The organism is Paralcaligenes ginsengisoli (genome assembly GCF_054781135.1).
This window is the reverse complement of record NZ_BAAGUZ010000008.1, coordinates 11,699-27,564: the sequence shown is the minus strand read 5'-3', so window position 1 is coordinate 27,564 and position 15,866 is coordinate 11,699. Positions and strand designations below refer to the sequence as shown.

Here is a 15,866-nt window from a genome sequence, read left to right as displayed (position 1 = left end):
CGATCGTTGGCGGCATTATTTCGTTTCCGGCAACAGGGTTTCGCTGGCGAACAGGCTGTGGAGCGGCTCGCGCGGACGCACTACATGATAGTGTTCGCCGTCGACCATGACTTCGGCAGCGCGTGGGCGCGTGTTGTATTGGCTTGCCATGGTAAAGGCATAGGCCCCGGCCGACATGATGGCGAGCAGGTCGCCCTGTTGCAGGGCGAGCATGCGGTCGCGCGCCAGCCAGTCCCCGCTCTCGCAAATGGGGCCGACAATATCGTATTTCCGGGCCGACTGACCGCGCGGCTCGACGGCTTCAATGCTATGCCAGGCGTCGTAGAGTGTCGGGCGGATCAGGTCGTTCATCGCGGCATCGACGACAGCGAAGTTCTTGGCTGTACTGTGTTTCAGATACTCGACCGTCGTCAGAAGCACGCCGGCATTGCCGACCAGGGAACGTCCGGGCTCCAGCACGATTTGCAGATGGCCCAGGTCGCGTGCCTGCAGGCGCTCGAACACCTGATCCAGCAATACCTTGGGCGACAGCGGCGTTTCGTCGGTGTAGCGTATGCCGATGCCGCCCCCCAGGTCCAGATGCCTGATGTGCACGCCTTGTTGCGCCAGCGTTTCGATCAGCGCCAGCAATTTTTCAAGCGCATCCAGGTACGGGCCGACTTCTGTAATTTGCGAACCTATGTGGCAGTCCACCCCTACCACGCGCAGGCTCGGCAGCGAGGCCGCCCGCTGGTACGTGGCCAGCGCGGCTTCAATCGCTATGCCGAATTTGTTTTCTTTCAGGCCCGTTGAGATATAGGGGTGCGTCAGCGCGTCGACGTCGGGGTTGACGCGCAGCGAGACGTCGGCAACGACACCCGTTTGGCCGGCCACCTCGGCGAGCCGTACCAGTTCGGCCTCGGACTCGACGTTAAAGCATTTCACGCCGGCCTTCAGGGCGGCCCGCATTTCCCATACTTGTTTGCCGACTCCCGAAAAAACGATTTTGGAGGGGTCGCCGCCTATGGCAAGTACCCGGGCAAGTTCGCCGCCCGATACGATATCGAAGCCGGCACCCAGGTTTTTGAATTCGTTCAGGACCGCCAGGTTCGAGTTGGCTTTCATGCCATAGCAGATCAACACATTGCGTTGGCCCACGGCTTGGCGGTAGGACTCCCAGGCATCGTTCAGCGCTTTGCGCGAATAGACATAGAGCGGGGTGCCAAATTCTTGGGCCAGTTTTGTCAGAGGGACGCTTTCAGCGTGTAGAACCCCATTCTGGAACTGGAAGTCGGGAGCAACGGTCATGAGCGGTGTTTCGGATGGATAAAGTGAGCAAGACAAGTGTGCGCGGGCGGGGCCGTTCCGGCGAAACGGTGTCGGCCAGCGAGCTTATTTAATGGGGGAGGCCTGCGCGCCGGTTTGGTCGGGCGCCTGCGTGGCCGGAAGCGGAACGCTGGTGGGTGGTTTGGTCAGGGACGCATCGGGCGGCGGAGGAGGCGGCATGTACAAGGGGCCTTTGTAGCCGCATCCTGCCAATGCCGCCAGCATGGCGAAGCTGGCTACAATACGGGGCATAGAACGGGCGGGTGTCGAGGTTCGGGACGCTTGCATGACAAAATTCCAAGTGCGGTAGTGTGTGATTATGAACGAAACTGAATTTCTTGCTCGAAGCGAAGCCATGCTTGACAGTCTGGAGAGTCAGTCAGACGACTGGGTCGCCCTGCACGACCTCGATATCGAGGCCAATCGCAGCGGCAATGTTCTGACCCTGATATTCAACGATGCGGTCCATATCGTGGTCAACAGCCAGGCTCCCATGAAGGAAATGTGGGTTGCCGCGCCCAGCGGCGGGTTTCATTATCGCTATGATGGACATAATTGGAATGATACCCGGGGCGGCCCCAATCTGGCCGAGGCCTTGTCGCAAATTTTTTCCGAAGCGGCCGGCGTGCCGCTCAAGGTCAGTGTGTAGCCGGATCAGGGGCCGAAAGTGGCGTAATCCGGCCCGACCCTAGAAGGGCACCTTGTCGGGCTGGGCGGCGCCGTTGCGCGTGGTGTTCCCGCCGCTCAATTGATTGAGCAGGTTCCCTATGCCGTCGTTGCTGCCGACGGCGGCGCCATTGCTGTCGAGGCTGTCGCCGGTAGGCAGCCCGACTCGCGCCACGGCTTGGCCGGGCGGGAATTCCGAGAAATAATAATCGCCGTCGATTTTGCTTAATCCTGGGGGCATAGGCCCGGGCGGTGTTTGCGGCTGGTCTTTTAGAGCAAAGCGCATGAAGTCGAGCCAGATCGGCAGAGCCGCGCCGCCGCCGGTTTCGCGATCACCCAGCGAGCGCGGCTGGTCGTAGCCCATCCAGGCTATCCCAACCAGCTTGGGAGTAAAGCCGGCAAACCAGGCATCGCGCGAGTCGTTGGTGGTACCGGTTTTACCGCCGATATCGTCGCGTTTGAGTTCACGGTGCACACGGGCTCCGGTACCGTACGTGGCCACACCGCGCAACAGGTCGTCCATGACATAAACGGTGCGCGGATCAATGGCGCGTGCCGCCGCGTCACCGGCAATGGTGGGCTTGGCCTGCATGATGACCTTGCCGCTGCTGTCGGTAACGTGATCGATGAGATACGGCGGGACGCGGTAGCCGCCGTTGGCGAACACGGAATACGCACCGGCCATTTGCAAGGGAGTGACACTGCCCGCGCCCAATGCAAGGGGCAGCACGGCGGGCTGGCGGGCACGGTCGAAACCGAAGCGGGTGATGTAGTCTTGCACGTATTTGGGGCCGACCGCCTGCATGATGCGGATGGACACCATGTTCATGGACTTGTACAGCGCCTGGCGCATGGTAAGCATGGGGTTGTATTCGTTGCCGTAATTCTTTGGCGTCCAGGCCTTGGAACCGGTTTGCGCCGCCGTGAGCGAGAATGGCTCGTTGGAAATTTGCGTGGCCGGCGTCAGGCCGCGCTCAAGCGACGAAGCGTACAGAAACGGCTTGAAGCTGGAGCCCGGCTGGCGCCACGCCTGCGTGACGCGGTTGAACTTGCCCTGGTCGAAATCGAAACCGCCCACCATGGCCTGAATGGCGCCGTCTTGCGGGTTCAAGGCCACAAAAGCCGCCTGCACCGACGGCATGTTGATGACTTCCCAATAATCGCCGTTTTTATGGATGTACACGACCGAACCACGCTCGATCTTGACTCCGGCCTTGGCGTTTTTTGCCAGGCCTCGCGCCACGACGCGCAAAGCCCGCTTGTCGGTGATGTCGATGATTTCCTGTGAGCTGCGTGCCACCGTGATCTTGTTGGGATCGGCCGACAGCACCAGGCCAGTCAGCAGGTCGCCGCTGTCGGAGTATTTTTCCTGGAGGTCATCGATGATGCTGTCGAGCTTGGCCGGGTCTTTTTCGATGCCGGCGGGAAGGTCGATGGTTTCTTCGGGGCCGGGATAGGCCGAGCGGCGCGTGTAGTCGAGTATGCCCGAGCGCACCGATTTATAAGCCTGTTCCTGGTCTTTGGAGTTGACCGTGGTATAGATATTGAATCCGCGCGAATAGATGTCGTCGTGGTAGACATCGAAAAGCAATTGGCGCGCCAGTTCGGCGACATAGTCGCCATGAATGGTGTAGCCGCCCGACGGCGTGCCGGCGGCCGACTTGATTTGAATGGGCTGCGCCATCGCCTGTTTGTATTCGGCGTCGGTGAGGTAGCCCAGGGCCTTCATACGGCCCAGCACATAGCCTTGGCGCACCTTGGCGCGCTGGAAATTGGCAATGGGATTGAAGCGCGAAGGTGCCTTGGGGATGCCGGCCAGCATGGCCGCTTCGGCCGGTGTGATTTCGGACAGGGGCTTGCCAAAGTAGGTGCGCGATGCGGCGGCAAAGCCATATGCGCGATGACCCAGGTAGATCTGGTTCATGTACAGATCGAGGATCTGGTCTTTGCTTAAATTGGCTTCGATTTTAAAGGTGAGCAGCAGCTCGTAGAACTTGCGGGTATAGGTTTTTTCCGACGACAGGTAAAAATTGCGCGCTACCTGCATGGTAATGGTGCTGGCGCCCTGGGATTTGGACATGTGCACGATGTTGGCGATCATGGCGCGCGCCACGCCCGACCAATCGATTCCGCCATGCTGGTAGAAGCGGTCGTCTTCGGCCGATAGAATGGCCGATTTCATTACATCGGGGATTTCATTGAATCGCAGCACGTTGCGCCGCTCTTCGCCGAACTCGCCGATCAATACCTTGTCGGCGGTATAGATTCGCAGCGGCACCCGGGGCCGGTAGTCCGTCATGGCGGAAAGATCGGGTAAATTGGGCCAGGCCAGCGCGAGGGCAAGGGCGCCTAGCAGCGCTCCGCATAACCCCAGGCCTGCGACAAAAATCGCCGTTTTGAGGAAAAAACGCCCAACCCAGGAATGGGATGCGGAGCCGGAATCGGATTTGGAGGAGGTAGGAGAACTCATTACGGGCGATTTTAAGTCTAACCAAGGTCAGACTATGATTTACGCATTAGGTTTCTGTAACCGAATAATGCAGTGTATCCGTCTATCGAGGGATTGCAAGTGAGATAATACACAAATGAACGACTCTTTATGTTGCGGCGCTGCGCCGACCGACCCTAAAGGCACCATCGATGCCTGTCGCTCCGAGGGAGTGACGCTGCCGTACGATCGGCCCATTTTCCTTGTCGGCATGATGGGTGCCGGCAAAACGACTATTGGCCGCAATCTGGCGCGATTGTTGAATCGCGAGTTTCTCGATCTGGATCACGAACTTGAAGCGCGTTGCGGAGTCCGGGTGTCGTTAATTTTCGACATTGAAGGCGAGGCGGGGTTCCGTCGCCGCGAAACCGCCCTGCTCGATGAATGTTCACGCCGGCCCGGCATTGTACTGGCAACCGGAGGCGGGGCGGTGTTGTCGGCCGAGAACCGCCGCTATCTGGGCGAACGGGGCGTGGTGATTTATTTGCATGCCAGCGGCGACGAGCTCTATCGCCGGGTGGCGCGCGACCGCAACCGGCCTCTGTTGCAAACGGCCGACCCGCGGGCGCGCATCCAGGTCTTGCTCGAGCAGCGCGAACCGCTGTACAGGGAGGTGGCGAGCCTTACCTTCGAAACCGGCGTCATGCCTATTGCCCAGGTGGTTCAATCCCTGATTCCTTTATTGCAAAATCACGAGATTCATTCATGAGCACGGTTCAAGTGAACACGCCCGGCGGGTGCTATCCCATTCATATTGCAGCGGGCCGCCTGGATCGCCTGGCCGACAGCATTCCTGCCGATGCCACGGCAATCGCCATCGTCACCAATTCAACGGTGGCGGGCTATTACGGCAAGCGCGCGGAGCAGGCCCTGGCCCAAACCGGCAAGCGCCTGGTGCGCATCGAACTGCCCGACGGCGAAGCCTATAAAGACTGGCAAACCCTGAACCTGATTTTCGACGCTTTGTTACAAAATCGTCTGGATCGCCGTGCCGTGCTGGTGGCTTTGGGCGGCGGCGTCATCGGCGATATCTGCGGTTTTGCGGCGGCCACGTATATGCGCGGCATACGTTTTGTCCAGGTGCCCACCACCTTGCTGGCCCAGGTCGATTCTTCGGTGGGCGGCAAAACCGCCGTTAATCATCCGATGGGCAAGAATATGATCGGCGCGTTCTACCAGCCGATTGCGGTCGAGATCGATACCGATGTCCTCAATACTCTACCCCCGCGCGAAGTAACGGCGGGTCTGGCCGAAGTCATCAAATACGGGATGATTATCGACGCCGATTTTTTTTCCTGGTGCGAACAGAGTGTAGCCGCCTTGAGGGCGCTGGATCCCGCCGCGCTTACCTATGCCATTCAGCGCTCGTGCGAGCTCAAGGCCTTGGTCGTTTCGCAGGACGAGCGCGAATCGGGTCTGCGGGCCATACTGAATTTTGGCCATACATTTGGCCACGCCATCGAATCGGGCCTGGGTTTCGGCACATGGCTGCACGGTGAGGCGGTAGGTTGCGGCATGGTCCAGGCGGCTGAGCTTTCGGCGCTTGCGCTGGGCTTGCCGACGGCGAGTGTCGAGCGCGTGCGGGCATTGGTCCAGGCCACAGGATGTCCGGTGCAGGCCCCCGATCTGGGCGCCGAGCGCTGGATCGACCTGATGCAGGTCGACAAGAAAACCGAAGCGGGCCAGCTGCGATTCATCCTGTTGCCGCAAATAGGCCAGGCGGTGTTCCAGCCGGCGCCCGCCGATGCATTGCGGACGGTTCTTGAAAGAACCGCCGTTGCCAGCCTCTGAGTGGCGGCCATGCCGGAACTCGCACTGTACGCCTGCCGCCCCGAGCAGTCGCGCGGCCGCCTTCATCCCGAGGCCGCGCCCAGCAATCGCAGCCAATTCCAGCGCGACCGCGATCGCATCATTCATTGCACGGCCTTTCGCCTGCTTGAATACAAGACGCAGGTTTTCATCAATCACGAAGGCGACCTGTTCCGCACCCGCCTGACCCATAGCATCGAAGTGGCCCAGATTGCCCGCTCCCTGGCCCGCAATCTGGGCTTGCACGAAGACCTGACCGAAGCGATTTCCCTGGCGCACGATCTGGGGCATACGCCGTTCGGTCATGCCGGCCAGGATGAGCTCAATGCCTGCCTGCGCGAGCTGGCTCCCGGGGTGGGTGGGTTTGAGCACAATTTGCAGAGCCTGCGTGTGGTCGATGAACTGGAAGAACGCTATGCCGCCTTCAATGGCTTGAATCTGTGTTTTGAAACACGCGAAGGCATACTCAAGCATTGTTCCCTGCGCCATGCGCGTCTGCTGGGCGAGGTTGGCGAACGTTTCGTAAACAAGACTCGGCCTTCGCTCGAAGCCCAGATCGCCAATCTAGCCGACGAAATCGCCTATAACAACCACGATATCGACGATGGGCTGCGTTCAGGGCTGATCTCTATAGAGCAACTGCAAATGCTGGAGATTTTTGCCACGCATTATGCCCAGGTGATGCGGCAGTATCCGAACCTGGAACGGCGCCGCGCGATTGCGGAAACGATACGCGCAATGATCAATACCCTGGTGCTCGACCTGACCGACACGACCCTGGCCAATATACGTCAGCATCAGCCCGATGGCGTCGACGCCGTGCGCCGCGCGCCCGCCTTGGCGGCGTTTTCAATATCCATGCGCCGCCAGGCCGATGCCCTGAAAAGCTTCCTGCTTGAAAACCTGTATCGTCATTACCGTGTCATGCGCATGACGAACAAGGCTCGCACCATTGTGCGCGATCTATTTGTGGCCTTTCTGAACGAGCCGCGTCTGCTGCCCCCCGACCACCAGCGTTCCGATCCGCTTTCGCAGGCCCGTGCCATTGCCGACTACATCGCCGGCATGACCGATCGCTTTGCGATTCGCGAGCACGAGCAGCTGTTCAATATGTAAATGCCCAGGGGCGGCCCTTGTGGCCGCCCCTGGGGCCCATCATCGGGATACCGCATCCGTAGGGGCAGGCCCAGTGCCTGCCCGGTGGATCGACGCATCGATTGTCCTATGGGCCGATACATCGGCCGCGCGATTTGCCGATCTGCCGATCAGCCATGCGCTGTAGGCCGATACAACTCCGGAAAAGATTACATACAGCACGATATGCCATGGCCGCCCGTCATTGGTCTTGAGCAATGCTGTTGCAATCAGGGGCGTGATGCCCGACGCGAATATGCCCGAGAACTGATAGACAAACGAAATCCCGGTATAGCGCACCTTGGTGTCGAACAGTTCGCAAAACAGCGCCGCTTCAGGTCCGTAGATGGAGGCGTAGAAAATGCCGAAAGGAATGATGATCGATAGCCAGACCACCATGACGTGATCGGAATAATTGGTCATGAACCAGAAGGCGGGCAGAGCCGAAAAGGCCGTGATCAGCGAACCCCAGAAATAGGTGCGGGTGCGGCCGTACTTGTCGGACACGGCGCCGAAGTACGGAATGAAGAAACACATTACGATGGCTGCGGCCATCACTCCGGTCAGGGCTTCGGTACGATTGATCTTGACCGTGTTGGTCAGGTAGCTGATCGCGAAAACCGCAAAAACGTTGAAGAAGACGCCATCGATATAACGCGCGCCCATCCCTTTCAGGATGTTGCCCGGGTAGCGTTTCATCATGTCGTAGAAGGGCACCTTCGATTCGGCGTTGGCTTCTTTGACCTTTGAGAATTCAGGGGTTTCCTGTACCGTCAAACGGATATAGAGTCCGACGAAAACGAGCAGGGCCGAGAGCATGAATGCGACTCGCCAGCCCCAGTCCAGGAATGCTTCGTTTGTCAATGTACCCGACAGCAGGGCCACGATGCCCGAGGCCAGGCACAGTCCGATCGACAGGCCGATTTGCGGCAGCGATGCGTAAAATCCGCGTTTGTTCTTTGGCGCATATTCGTAAGTCATGAGGACTGCGCCACCCCATTCTCCGCCCAGCCCCAGGCCCTGGACAATGCGGCACAAGAGCAGCAGGATGGGTGCCCAGATGCCGATCGAGTCGTAGGTGGGGATGAACGCAATCAGGAATGTCGCCAGGCCCATGATCATCAAGGTGAAGATGAGCATGCTTTTGCGGCCGATCTTGTCGCCGAAGTGGCCGAAAATAACTCCGCCAAAAGGCCGTGCAATAAAGCCCACCGCGAATGTGGCATAAGCCAGCAGCGTCCCGACCACGGGATCATGGCTGGGAAAATACAGCTTGTTGAATACCAGGCCGGCGATGACTCCATATAGGAAAAAGTCGTACCATTCGATGGTTGCCCCGATGAGCGAGGCGGTGACTACCTTCCTGATTGCTTTTTTATCTGGACTGGACATGTTGTCTCCTTGAAAAAGGGGCGCCTGCGGCAAATATTGCCGGGGCATGATGCTTTCTTTTTGTAGTGCTGGGTGCCGCTTGCTGCGCAAGACGCCCTGCCTGCCTCGGCAGGGCGCCGGTTTTCGTAACTAATGTGCCGGATGTCGGGCGTCTTCCAGAATGAAATCGGCCGCACGCTCGGCAATCATGACGACCGGCACATTGGTATTGCCTGAAACCAGTGTCGGCATGATCGATGCATCGACGACTCGCAAGCCCTGGATGCCGTGTACCTTTAATCTGCCGTCGACCACCGAGCCGGGGTCGCCGGCCGGTCCCATTTTTGCGGTACCCGAGGGATGGAAGATGGTCGCGCCGTTTTCACGGCAGAATTGCAGGATTTCATCGTCGGTCTGCACCGCCGCTCCCGGGCGAAACTCTCTTTTCATCAGGCGGTTCATGGGGGCGGCGGCCGCCAGGCGCCGGGCATATTTCACGCCCGCTACCGCGGTGCGCCGATCCAGATCGGTCGATAGATAATTCGCCTGCATCGAAGGCGCTTCGAATGGATCGGCCGACTTGATGTTGATTTCACCGCGCGATTCGGGCCGCAACTGGCAGATTGAATACGTGCAGCCCGAAAAATCATGCACCGCGCCTCCGGCCATGTCGGCCGACAGGGTGCCGAAGTGAAACTGGATATCGGGTGTGGCGTTTTCCTGCGGCAAGGCGCGGCAGAAAATGGCGCCCTGGTTAATGCCGATGGCCAGCGGCCCGCCCCTGAAAAGTAGCCACTGCAGGCCGATCTTGCTTTTACCCCAGAGCGTGCGCAGCTGGTCGTTGGTGGTGATGGGCTGGGTGACTTCGTAGATCAGGCGGATCTGCAAATGGTCTTGCAGGTTCTTGCCGACGCCGTCCAGGTCTTTGACGACGGGAATGCCGAATTTGCTCAATAATCCCGATGGGCCTATGCCTGATAGCTGCAGCAACTGGGGCGATTGAATGGCGCCGGCCGAGAGTATGACTTCCCGATTGGCCGACAAGGTGTGTTCGGTGCCGTTCTTTTTATAGCGTATGCCGCAGGCCCGTGTGCCTTGCATCAGCACGGCCATAGCCTGCGCATTGGTTTCGATGCGCAGATTGGGCCGGCCGCGAGCGGGGTTCAGATAGGCGACAGCCGTCGAGCAGCGTTTGCCTTTGCGTGTGGTGAGTTGGTAATAGCCAACCCCTTCCTGGTCGCCGGTATTGAAGTCGCGAAGTTTTCGCAAACCCAGGGAGGCTCCGGACTGAATCAAGGCCTCGACGAGCGGATGCCGGGTTTTGATGGACGTGGCATTGAGCGGGCCGGCGGTGCCGCGGGTGGGGCCCGCCCCCAGGTCATTGTTTTCCAGCTTGCGAAAATAGGGCAGGCAATCTTCCCAGCCCCAGCCGGGATTGCCCTGTTGCACCCAGCGGTCGTAATCCTGCTTCTGGCCGCGTATGTAGATGAGCCCATTGATGGAGCTCGATCCGCCCAGTGTTTTGCCGCGCGGCCAATAGATTTTGCGCCCCATCATGTTGGCGTCCGGGTCGGTATAGAAGCCCCAATTCAGCTTTTTGTGAAACATGGTTTTGCCGTAGCCGATAGGGATATGGATCCAGGGATTGCGATCCGGCGGTCCGGCCTCGAGCAGACACACGGAATATTTGCCGTTTTCGCTCAGTCTGTTGGCCAGCACGCAGCCTGCTGATCCCGCGCCTACGACGATGTAGTCTACGGTGTGTGGCATGTTGTCTCCGGTTCTATTGCTCAATCTATCGAAAAATGGAGATTGGCGAAAAGTATTTATTGGAATTTGCTTATCTGGGTGTGCGTATTGAAAATCGTTTAATGGAACACCATATTTCAATACTTATTGATTTGCGTGTGCGCCGCAAGATAGAATCAAGCCCTATTCCGCTGCTGAAACAATATATTCCGCTGGTGTTTCAGTATTGAACCGGGTGCTGTCTCTGCTGCAAGGCAAATTGCATGTCCAATGAGTCTTCTCGTTATTTGCGTGTTCCCAGCCTGCTGGAGCAACTGGCCCGCACCCAGCACCCGCAAACGCTGGCGCAGTTGGCGCAGCGCCTGGATCTGCCCAAGACGACGCTGATGCGCATGCTGCGCTCCCTGGTCGAGTCCGGCCTGGTTGTCCAGACACCCAATGAACGGGGCTATGTGCTGGGGCCGCGCGCGACTCGCCTGGCCCTGGCTACCCTGCGCACGCCGAGCTTTTCCAGATCGTCGCGGGCGATTCTGGGCCAGCTCGTCGAGGTGCTGGGCGAAACCTGCAATCTGACGACACTGGACGGCGACGAGATACGCTATCTGGAGCGTGTGGAAACGCATCATCTGCTGCGCCTGCAACTGGAGGTGGGCACTCACGTTCCCTTGCACTGCACGGCAAGCGGCAAGCTGATGCTGGCCTCGCTGGAGCCCGCCCATTGCGCGCAGATCCTGGGGCGGATCAAGCTGGGCAGTTTTACGCCGCGCACCTTGACTGACCGGGCTGCGCTCGAAGCGGAACTTGCGGACATCCGTCAGCGCGGCCTGGGCATTGATCGCGAGGAGTTCGTACTGGGCATGGTGGCGGTCGCGGTGCCGGTGCTGGACGCCCAGAAGAAAGTCATAGCGGCCGTAGCGTGCCACGGCCCCAGCGCGCGAATTTCACTGGAATTCCTGCTGAACTCGGTACCGACCCTGAAGAAGGCGGCGCTCGCCATGGGCGCCGCATTGGGCGACGATTCCATGCTGTGGTAGGGGCCGCCCTCGGGCCTGTCCGTTCAGGCCGGCAGGTGGGCGCCCAACAGTGGCTTCAGGTAGCGCCCGGTGTGGCTGGCCGGTGTGGCGGCGATGGTTTCAGGAGTGCCTTGCGCGACGATGCGCCCGCCCCCGTCGCCGCCTTCCGGACCCATGTCGATCACCCAGTCTGCCGTTTTTATGACATCCAGATTGTGCTCGATAATGACTACGGTATTGCCGGCATCGACCAGTTGACGCAGTACTTCCAGCAGCAGCGAAATATCCTGGAAATGCAGGCCGGTGGTGGGCTCGTCCAGGATATAAAGGGTGCGGCCGGTGCTGCGCTTGGACAGCTCGAGCGATAATTTGACGCGCTGCGCCTCGCCGCCCGACAGCGTCGTGGCGCTTTGCCCCAGGCGCACGTACGACAGGCCTACATCCATGAGCGTGTTCAGCTTGCGCGCCACCGTGGGCACGGCCTCGAAATACGGCAGCGCCTGCTCGACGGTCAGGTCCAGCACTTCGCTGATGGTGCGGCCGCGGTAGCGGATCTCGAGGGTTTCGCGGTTGTAGCGCTTGCCGCCGCACACATCGCAAGGCACATACATATCGGGCAGGAAATGCATTTCGACTTTGACGACGCCATCGCCCTGGCAGGCTTCGCAGCGTCCGCCCTTGACGTTGAAGGAAAAGCGCCCCGGGTCGTAGCCGCGTGTGCGCGACTCCGGGACACTGGAAAAGAGCTCGCGTATCGGCGTGAACATGCCGGTATAGGTGGCCGGATTGCTGCGCGGCGTGCGCCCGATAGGACTCTGATCGACATTGATGATCTTGTCGAAATGCGACAGGCCGTCCAGCGACTCGTAAGGCGCGGATTCGGTCTGGGCCCGGTGCAGTTGCTGGGCGACGGCGGTGGCCAGGGTGTCGTTGATCAGGGTGGATTTGCCCGAGCCCGAAACGCCTGTAATGCATACCAGGCGCCCGGCCGGGAGCGCCAGGTCGACCGCCTTGAGGTTGTTGCCGGTACAGCCTTTGAGATACAGCCAGTCGAGCCCGTCGTTGACCGGTCGCCGGACCGGTATTTCGATGCGCCGCGCGCCACTCAGGTACTGGCCGGTCAGGGAATCGGGATTTTCGGTCAGGGTTTGCGGCGTGCCGGACGCCACGATCCGGCCGCCGTGTTCGCCGGCCCCGGGGCCCATGTCGATCACGAAATCGGCCGAACGTATCATGTCTTCGTCGTGTTCGACCACGATCACGCTGTTGCCCAGGTCGCGCAAATGCTGCAGGGTTTCGATCAGGCGGTCATTGTCGCGTTGGTGCAGCCCGATCGAGGGCTCGTCCAGCACATACATGACGCCGGTCAGGCCCGAGCCGATCTGGCTGGCCAGGCGTATGCGCTGCGCTTCGCCGCCCGAAATCGTGTCGGCGCTGCGGTCCAGCGACAGATAATTGAGTCCGACATTATTCAGGAACTGCAGGCGGGCTTCGATTTCACGCACAATGCGCTCGGCGATTTCCTTTTTGGCGCCCGTCAGCTCGAGCGCCTGGAACCAGGCCAGGCACGCCGACAGGGGCATTGCTTCGACTTCGAAAATGGCGCGGCCACGCCGTTCGGCCGTACCCACTTCGTGGCCAATCAGCACATGGCGCGCTTCGGTGCGCAGGCGCGAGCCGCCGCAGTCGGGGCAGGTTTTGGTGTGCCGCAGCTTGCCGAGGTCTTCGCGTACGGCGTTCGAGTCGGTTTCGCGCCAGCGCCGCTCAAGATTGGGAATAATGCCTTCGAAAGCATGTTTCTTGACGGTCGAGCGGCCTTTTTCGTTCAAGTACAAAAATGGAATTTCTTCCAAGCCCGAACCGTACAGCACACATTGCCGCACTTCGGCGCTGAGCTCCTCGAAAGGCGTGTCGATATCGAAGCCGTAATGCGCGGCCAGGCTGGTCAGCAGTGTATGGGTAAAGGCGTTGCGGCGATCCCAGCCATGCACCGCGCCGCTTGCCAGGCTGAGTTCGGGAAAGGCGACGACGCGCTTCGGGTCGAAAAAATCAACATGGCCCAGGCCGTCGCAGGCGGGACAGGCGCCCACGGGATTATTGAAACTGAACAGGCGCGGTTCCAGCTCGGTCAGGCTGTGATGGCAAACCGGACACGCGTAGCGGCTGGAAAAAGCCTGTTCTTCGCCGGTATCCATATTCAGGGCAAGCACCCGGCCTTCCGCGAGATTCAAGGCTGTTTCAAAGCTTTCGGCCAGGCGTTGCTGGCTTTCGGGCCTGATGCGCAGCCGGTCTATGACGACGTCCACATCGTGCTTCTCGGTTTTTTTAAGCGGAGTGAGTTGATCGATTTCGATCATCTCGCCGTTCACCCGCAGCCGCACGAAGCCCTGCGCCTGCAAGCTGGCGCATTCATCTTCGAAACTGCCTTTGCGCGAGCGTGCCAGGGGGGCGAGGATAGCCAGACGGGTATCTGCGGCCCAGGTCATGACTTTGTCGACCATCTGGCTCACGCTTTGAGCTTGCAGCGGCAGGCCGTGATCGGGGCAATAAGGGGTGCCGACCCGCGCGTACAATAGGCGCAGATAATCGTGGATTTCGGTAATCGTGCCTACGGTGGATCGCGGATTGTGGCCCGCCGACTTCTGTTCGATCGAAATCGCCGGCGACAGGCCTTCGATCAAGTCTACATCGGGCTTGTCCATCAGCTGCAGGAATTGCCGGGCATAGGCCGACAGGCTTTCCACGTAGCGGCGCTGCCCTTCGGCGTATAGCGTGTCGAACGCCAGCGACGATTTTCCGGATCCGGATAGCCCTGTTACCACTACCAACTTGCGCCGCGGCAGGTCGATGGAGATGTTTTTCAGGTTGTGCGTACGGGCGCCCCGGATGCGAATCGCGTCCATCTGGTTCTTTCAGGTATTTCAAAGGCTAACTTGCTACTATAGCGCGCAGTCCCGATCTTTGCGCAGGGCGCGTGGGTTCGGGCACTTCAGGCAGTGCGCAGGACCCTGTTTTTCAAAGAAGAGTTTTCATGACCCACCCTACCCCTCATCCGGGCAAATCCGAGCGTCTCAGGCTAAAGCTGACCCCCACCGAACGGCGCGCCAGCACCATGCTGGCTCTGTTGTTTGCCTGTCGCATGCTGGGACTATTTTTGCTGACCCCTGTTTTTGCCGTGGCGGCGCACACCATACCCGGGGGCAACGATGCCGCCAAGGTCGGGCTGGCGCTGGGCGCCTACGGTCTGACGCAGGCCCTGATGCAAATTCCCTTGGGCATGGCGTCCGATCGTTACGGTCGCCGCCCCGTCATCGTATTCGGCTTGTTGCTGTTCATCGCCGGCGGGGTGATTTGCGCCCTGGCCAACGATATCAACTGGATTATTGCCGGCCGTGTGGTTCAGGGCCTGGGCGCCATTTCCGCCGCCATCACGGCCTGGCTGGCCGATGCAACCCGGCCTGAAGTTCGCACTCGCGCCATGGCCATGGTGGGCGGTTCGATCGGCATTTCCTTTGCCGCATCGCTGGTGCTGTCGCCTTTGCTGGTCGGTGAGTTTGGCCTGTCGGGCCTGTTTTGGGCCATCAGCCTGCTGGGCTTCGTGTGCCTGCTGATCGCCACCTTTGTCGTGCCGGTCGTGCCCTTGGCCAAAGCCCCTATCGTGCAGGTCAAGCCGCGCGACGTCCTGGCTCACGCCGACCTGCTGCGCCTGAACTTCGGGGTGTTCTGCCTGCATTTTGTACTGATGTCGATTTTCATCGTGGCGCCCGGCCTGCTGGCCCGCCTGGGCGGCTACGACTCGGCGCATTTGTGGGAAGTCTATCTGCCGGTGATTCTGCTCTCGTTCGTGCTGATGGTGCCGGCCGTGTTCTACGCTGAAACACGCCACGCGCATAAAGTCGCACTGGAGGTTTCAGTGGCGGGCCTGGTCGTGGTGCTGGCGCTCATGCCCTTGGCCAGCCATGCTTTCCTGGCGCTGGTGGCAACGTTTGTGGGTTTCTTTGTTGCCTTCAATATTCTGGAAGCCCTGCAGCCTTCCCTGGTGTCGCGAGTGGCTCCGCCCGAGTTCAAGGGCCTGGCCCTGGGTTTCTACAATACGGCCCAGGCCCTGGGCGTATTCATGGGCGCGGTGGTGGGCGGCCTGCTGGCCTCGTACGGCGACGCTTCCAAGGTGTTCCTGGTGGCTTCCGCCCTGACTTTTGTCTGGTTCCTGATTGCCCGCGGCTTCAAGGGGCATGGCTGAGCCGATCCGGTATTTTTGATTGCGCTTCAGGCTTGACCAGAAGGGCAGCCGCCATGGCCGCCCCTACCCGCGTCCTGCGATATGCCGGCGC

The 15,866-nt window shown here is 60.0% G+C and carries 13 protein-coding genes; 7 read left to right on the top strand and 6 right to left on the bottom strand.

Annotated features, from left to right (window positions below):
* Positions 1 to 15: 15 nt before the first annotated feature.
* Positions 16 to 1,287: a diaminopimelate decarboxylase gene (gene lysA / locus ACYVIS_RS05480; protein ID WP_460873451.1), complete on the bottom strand. Its 1,272-nt coding sequence runs from the start codon at positions 1,285 to 1,287 to the stop codon at positions 16 to 18.
* A gap of 84 nt (positions 1,288 to 1,371) precedes the next feature.
* Complete coding sequence (gene lptM, locus ACYVIS_RS05475; protein WP_460873450.1) at positions 1,372 to 1,593, bottom strand: LPS translocon maturation chaperone LptM; 222 nt, start codon at positions 1,591 to 1,593, stop codon at positions 1,372 to 1,374.
* Positions 1,594 to 1,624: 31 nt separating this feature from the next.
* On the opposite strand from lptM, the gene cyaY reads away from it, so the two are divergent.
* On the top strand, positions 1,625 to 1,954 hold the full coding sequence (cyaY, locus tag ACYVIS_RS05470; protein WP_460873449.1) for an iron donor protein CyaY: 330 nt from the start codon (positions 1,625 to 1,627) through the stop codon (positions 1,952 to 1,954).
* Positions 1,955 to 1,993: 39 nt separating this feature from the next.
* On the opposite strand, the gene ACYVIS_RS05465 is transcribed toward cyaY, so the two are convergent.
* Positions 1,994 to 4,441, bottom strand: coding sequence for a penicillin-binding protein 1A (locus tag ACYVIS_RS05465; RefSeq protein ID WP_460873448.1), 2,448 nt, complete (start codon positions 4,439 to 4,441; stop codon positions 1,994 to 1,996).
* 115 nt (positions 4,442 to 4,556) lie between these two features.
* Between ACYVIS_RS05465 and ACYVIS_RS05460 the strand changes: the two genes are divergently transcribed.
* From ACYVIS_RS05460 to ACYVIS_RS05450, 3 genes are read left to right on the top strand one after another with little or no spacing between them, the layout of a single operon-like run.
* Entirely contained in the window at positions 4,557 to 5,168 is a 612-nt protein-coding gene (locus tag ACYVIS_RS05460) for a shikimate kinase (protein WP_255696595.1), read from the top strand.
* Positions 5,165 to 6,250 (top strand): 3-dehydroquinate synthase, encoded by a 1,086-nt coding sequence (gene aroB, locus ACYVIS_RS05455; RefSeq protein WP_460873447.1) that lies wholly within the window; start codon positions 5,165 to 5,167, stop codon positions 6,248 to 6,250. Before ACYVIS_RS05460 ends, aroB begins: the two co-directional genes overlap by 4 nt.
* Positions 6,251 to 6,259: 9 nt before the next feature.
* Positions 6,260 to 7,384, top strand: coding sequence for a deoxyguanosinetriphosphate triphosphohydrolase (locus ACYVIS_RS05450; RefSeq protein WP_460873446.1), 1,125 nt, complete (start codon positions 6,260 to 6,262; stop codon positions 7,382 to 7,384).
* Between the two features lie 39 nt (positions 7,385 to 7,423).
* Here the strand turns inward: ACYVIS_RS05450 and ACYVIS_RS05445 are convergent, their stop codons facing one another.
* Complete coding sequence (locus ACYVIS_RS05445) at positions 7,424 to 8,794, bottom strand: MFS transporter (RefSeq protein ID WP_460873445.1); 1,371 nt, start codon at positions 8,792 to 8,794, stop codon at positions 7,424 to 7,426.
* A gap of 129 nt (positions 8,795 to 8,923) precedes the next feature.
* Entirely contained in the window at positions 8,924 to 10,543 is a 1,620-nt protein-coding gene (locus tag ACYVIS_RS05440) for a GMC family oxidoreductase (protein WP_460873444.1), read from the bottom strand.
* 35 nt (positions 10,544 to 10,578) lie between these two features.
* On the opposite strand from ACYVIS_RS05440, the gene ACYVIS_RS05435 reads away from it, so the two are divergent.
* Complete coding sequence (locus ACYVIS_RS05435) at positions 10,579 to 10,752, top strand: hypothetical protein (RefSeq protein ID WP_232742026.1); 174 nt, start codon at positions 10,579 to 10,581, stop codon at positions 10,750 to 10,752.
* 33 nt (positions 10,753 to 10,785) lie between these two features.
* Entirely contained in the window at positions 10,786 to 11,556 is a 771-nt protein-coding gene (locus ACYVIS_RS05430; protein WP_232742027.1) for an IclR family transcriptional regulator, read from the top strand.
* A gap of 23 nt (positions 11,557 to 11,579) precedes the next feature.
* On the opposite strand, the gene uvrA is transcribed toward ACYVIS_RS05430, so the two are convergent.
* The gene (gene uvrA / locus ACYVIS_RS05425) at positions 11,580 to 14,438 is read right to left on the bottom strand and encodes an excinuclease ABC subunit UvrA (RefSeq protein ID WP_460873443.1); all 2,859 of its coding nucleotides are present in this window, start codon (positions 14,436 to 14,438) and stop codon (positions 11,580 to 11,582) included.
* Between the two features lie 128 nt (positions 14,439 to 14,566).
* Here uvrA and ACYVIS_RS05420 point away from each other — a divergent pair, with 128 nt between their 5' ends.
* Complete coding sequence (locus ACYVIS_RS05420) at positions 14,567 to 15,775, top strand: MFS transporter (protein WP_460873442.1); 1,209 nt, start codon at positions 14,567 to 14,569, stop codon at positions 15,773 to 15,775.
* The last annotated feature ends 91 nt before the right edge of the window (positions 15,776 to 15,866 follow it).

Excerpts from the sequence above, each read along its gene's own strand:
- lysA (WP_460873451.1), bottom strand. The coding sequence starts at position 1,287 with ATGACCGTTGCTCCCGACTTCCAGTTCCAGAATGGGGTTCTACACGCT.
- lptM (WP_460873450.1), bottom strand. The coding sequence starts at position 1,593 with ATGCAAGCGTCCCGAACCTCGACACCCGCCCGTTCTATGCCCCGTATT.
- cyaY (WP_460873449.1), top strand. The coding sequence starts at position 1,625 with ATGAACGAAACTGAATTTCTTGCTCGAAGCGAAGCCATGCTTGACAGT.
- ACYVIS_RS05465 (WP_460873448.1), bottom strand. The coding sequence starts at position 4,441 with ATGAGTTCTCCTACCTCCTCCAAATCCGATTCCGGCTCCGCATCCCAT.
- ACYVIS_RS05460 (WP_255696595.1), top strand. The coding sequence starts at position 4,557 with ATGAACGACTCTTTATGTTGCGGCGCTGCGCCGACCGACCCTAAAGGC.
- aroB (WP_460873447.1), top strand. The coding sequence starts at position 5,165 with ATGAGCACGGTTCAAGTGAACACGCCCGGCGGGTGCTATCCCATTCAT.
- ACYVIS_RS05450 (WP_460873446.1), top strand. The coding sequence starts at position 6,260 with ATGCCGGAACTCGCACTGTACGCCTGCCGCCCCGAGCAGTCGCGCGGC.
- ACYVIS_RS05445 (WP_460873445.1), bottom strand. The coding sequence starts at position 8,794 with ATGTCCAGTCCAGATAAAAAAGCAATCAGGAAGGTAGTCACCGCCTCG.
- ACYVIS_RS05440 (WP_460873444.1), bottom strand. The coding sequence starts at position 10,543 with ATGCCACACACCGTAGACTACATCGTCGTAGGCGCGGGATCAGCAGGC.
- ACYVIS_RS05435 (WP_232742026.1), top strand. The coding sequence starts at position 10,579 with ATGGAGATTGGCGAAAAGTATTTATTGGAATTTGCTTATCTGGGTGTG.
- ACYVIS_RS05430 (WP_232742027.1), top strand. The coding sequence starts at position 10,786 with ATGTCCAATGAGTCTTCTCGTTATTTGCGTGTTCCCAGCCTGCTGGAG.
- uvrA (WP_460873443.1), bottom strand. The coding sequence starts at position 14,438 with ATGGACGCGATTCGCATCCGGGGCGCCCGTACGCACAACCTGAAAAAC.
- ACYVIS_RS05420 (WP_460873442.1), top strand. The coding sequence starts at position 14,567 with ATGACCCACCCTACCCCTCATCCGGGCAAATCCGAGCGTCTCAGGCTA.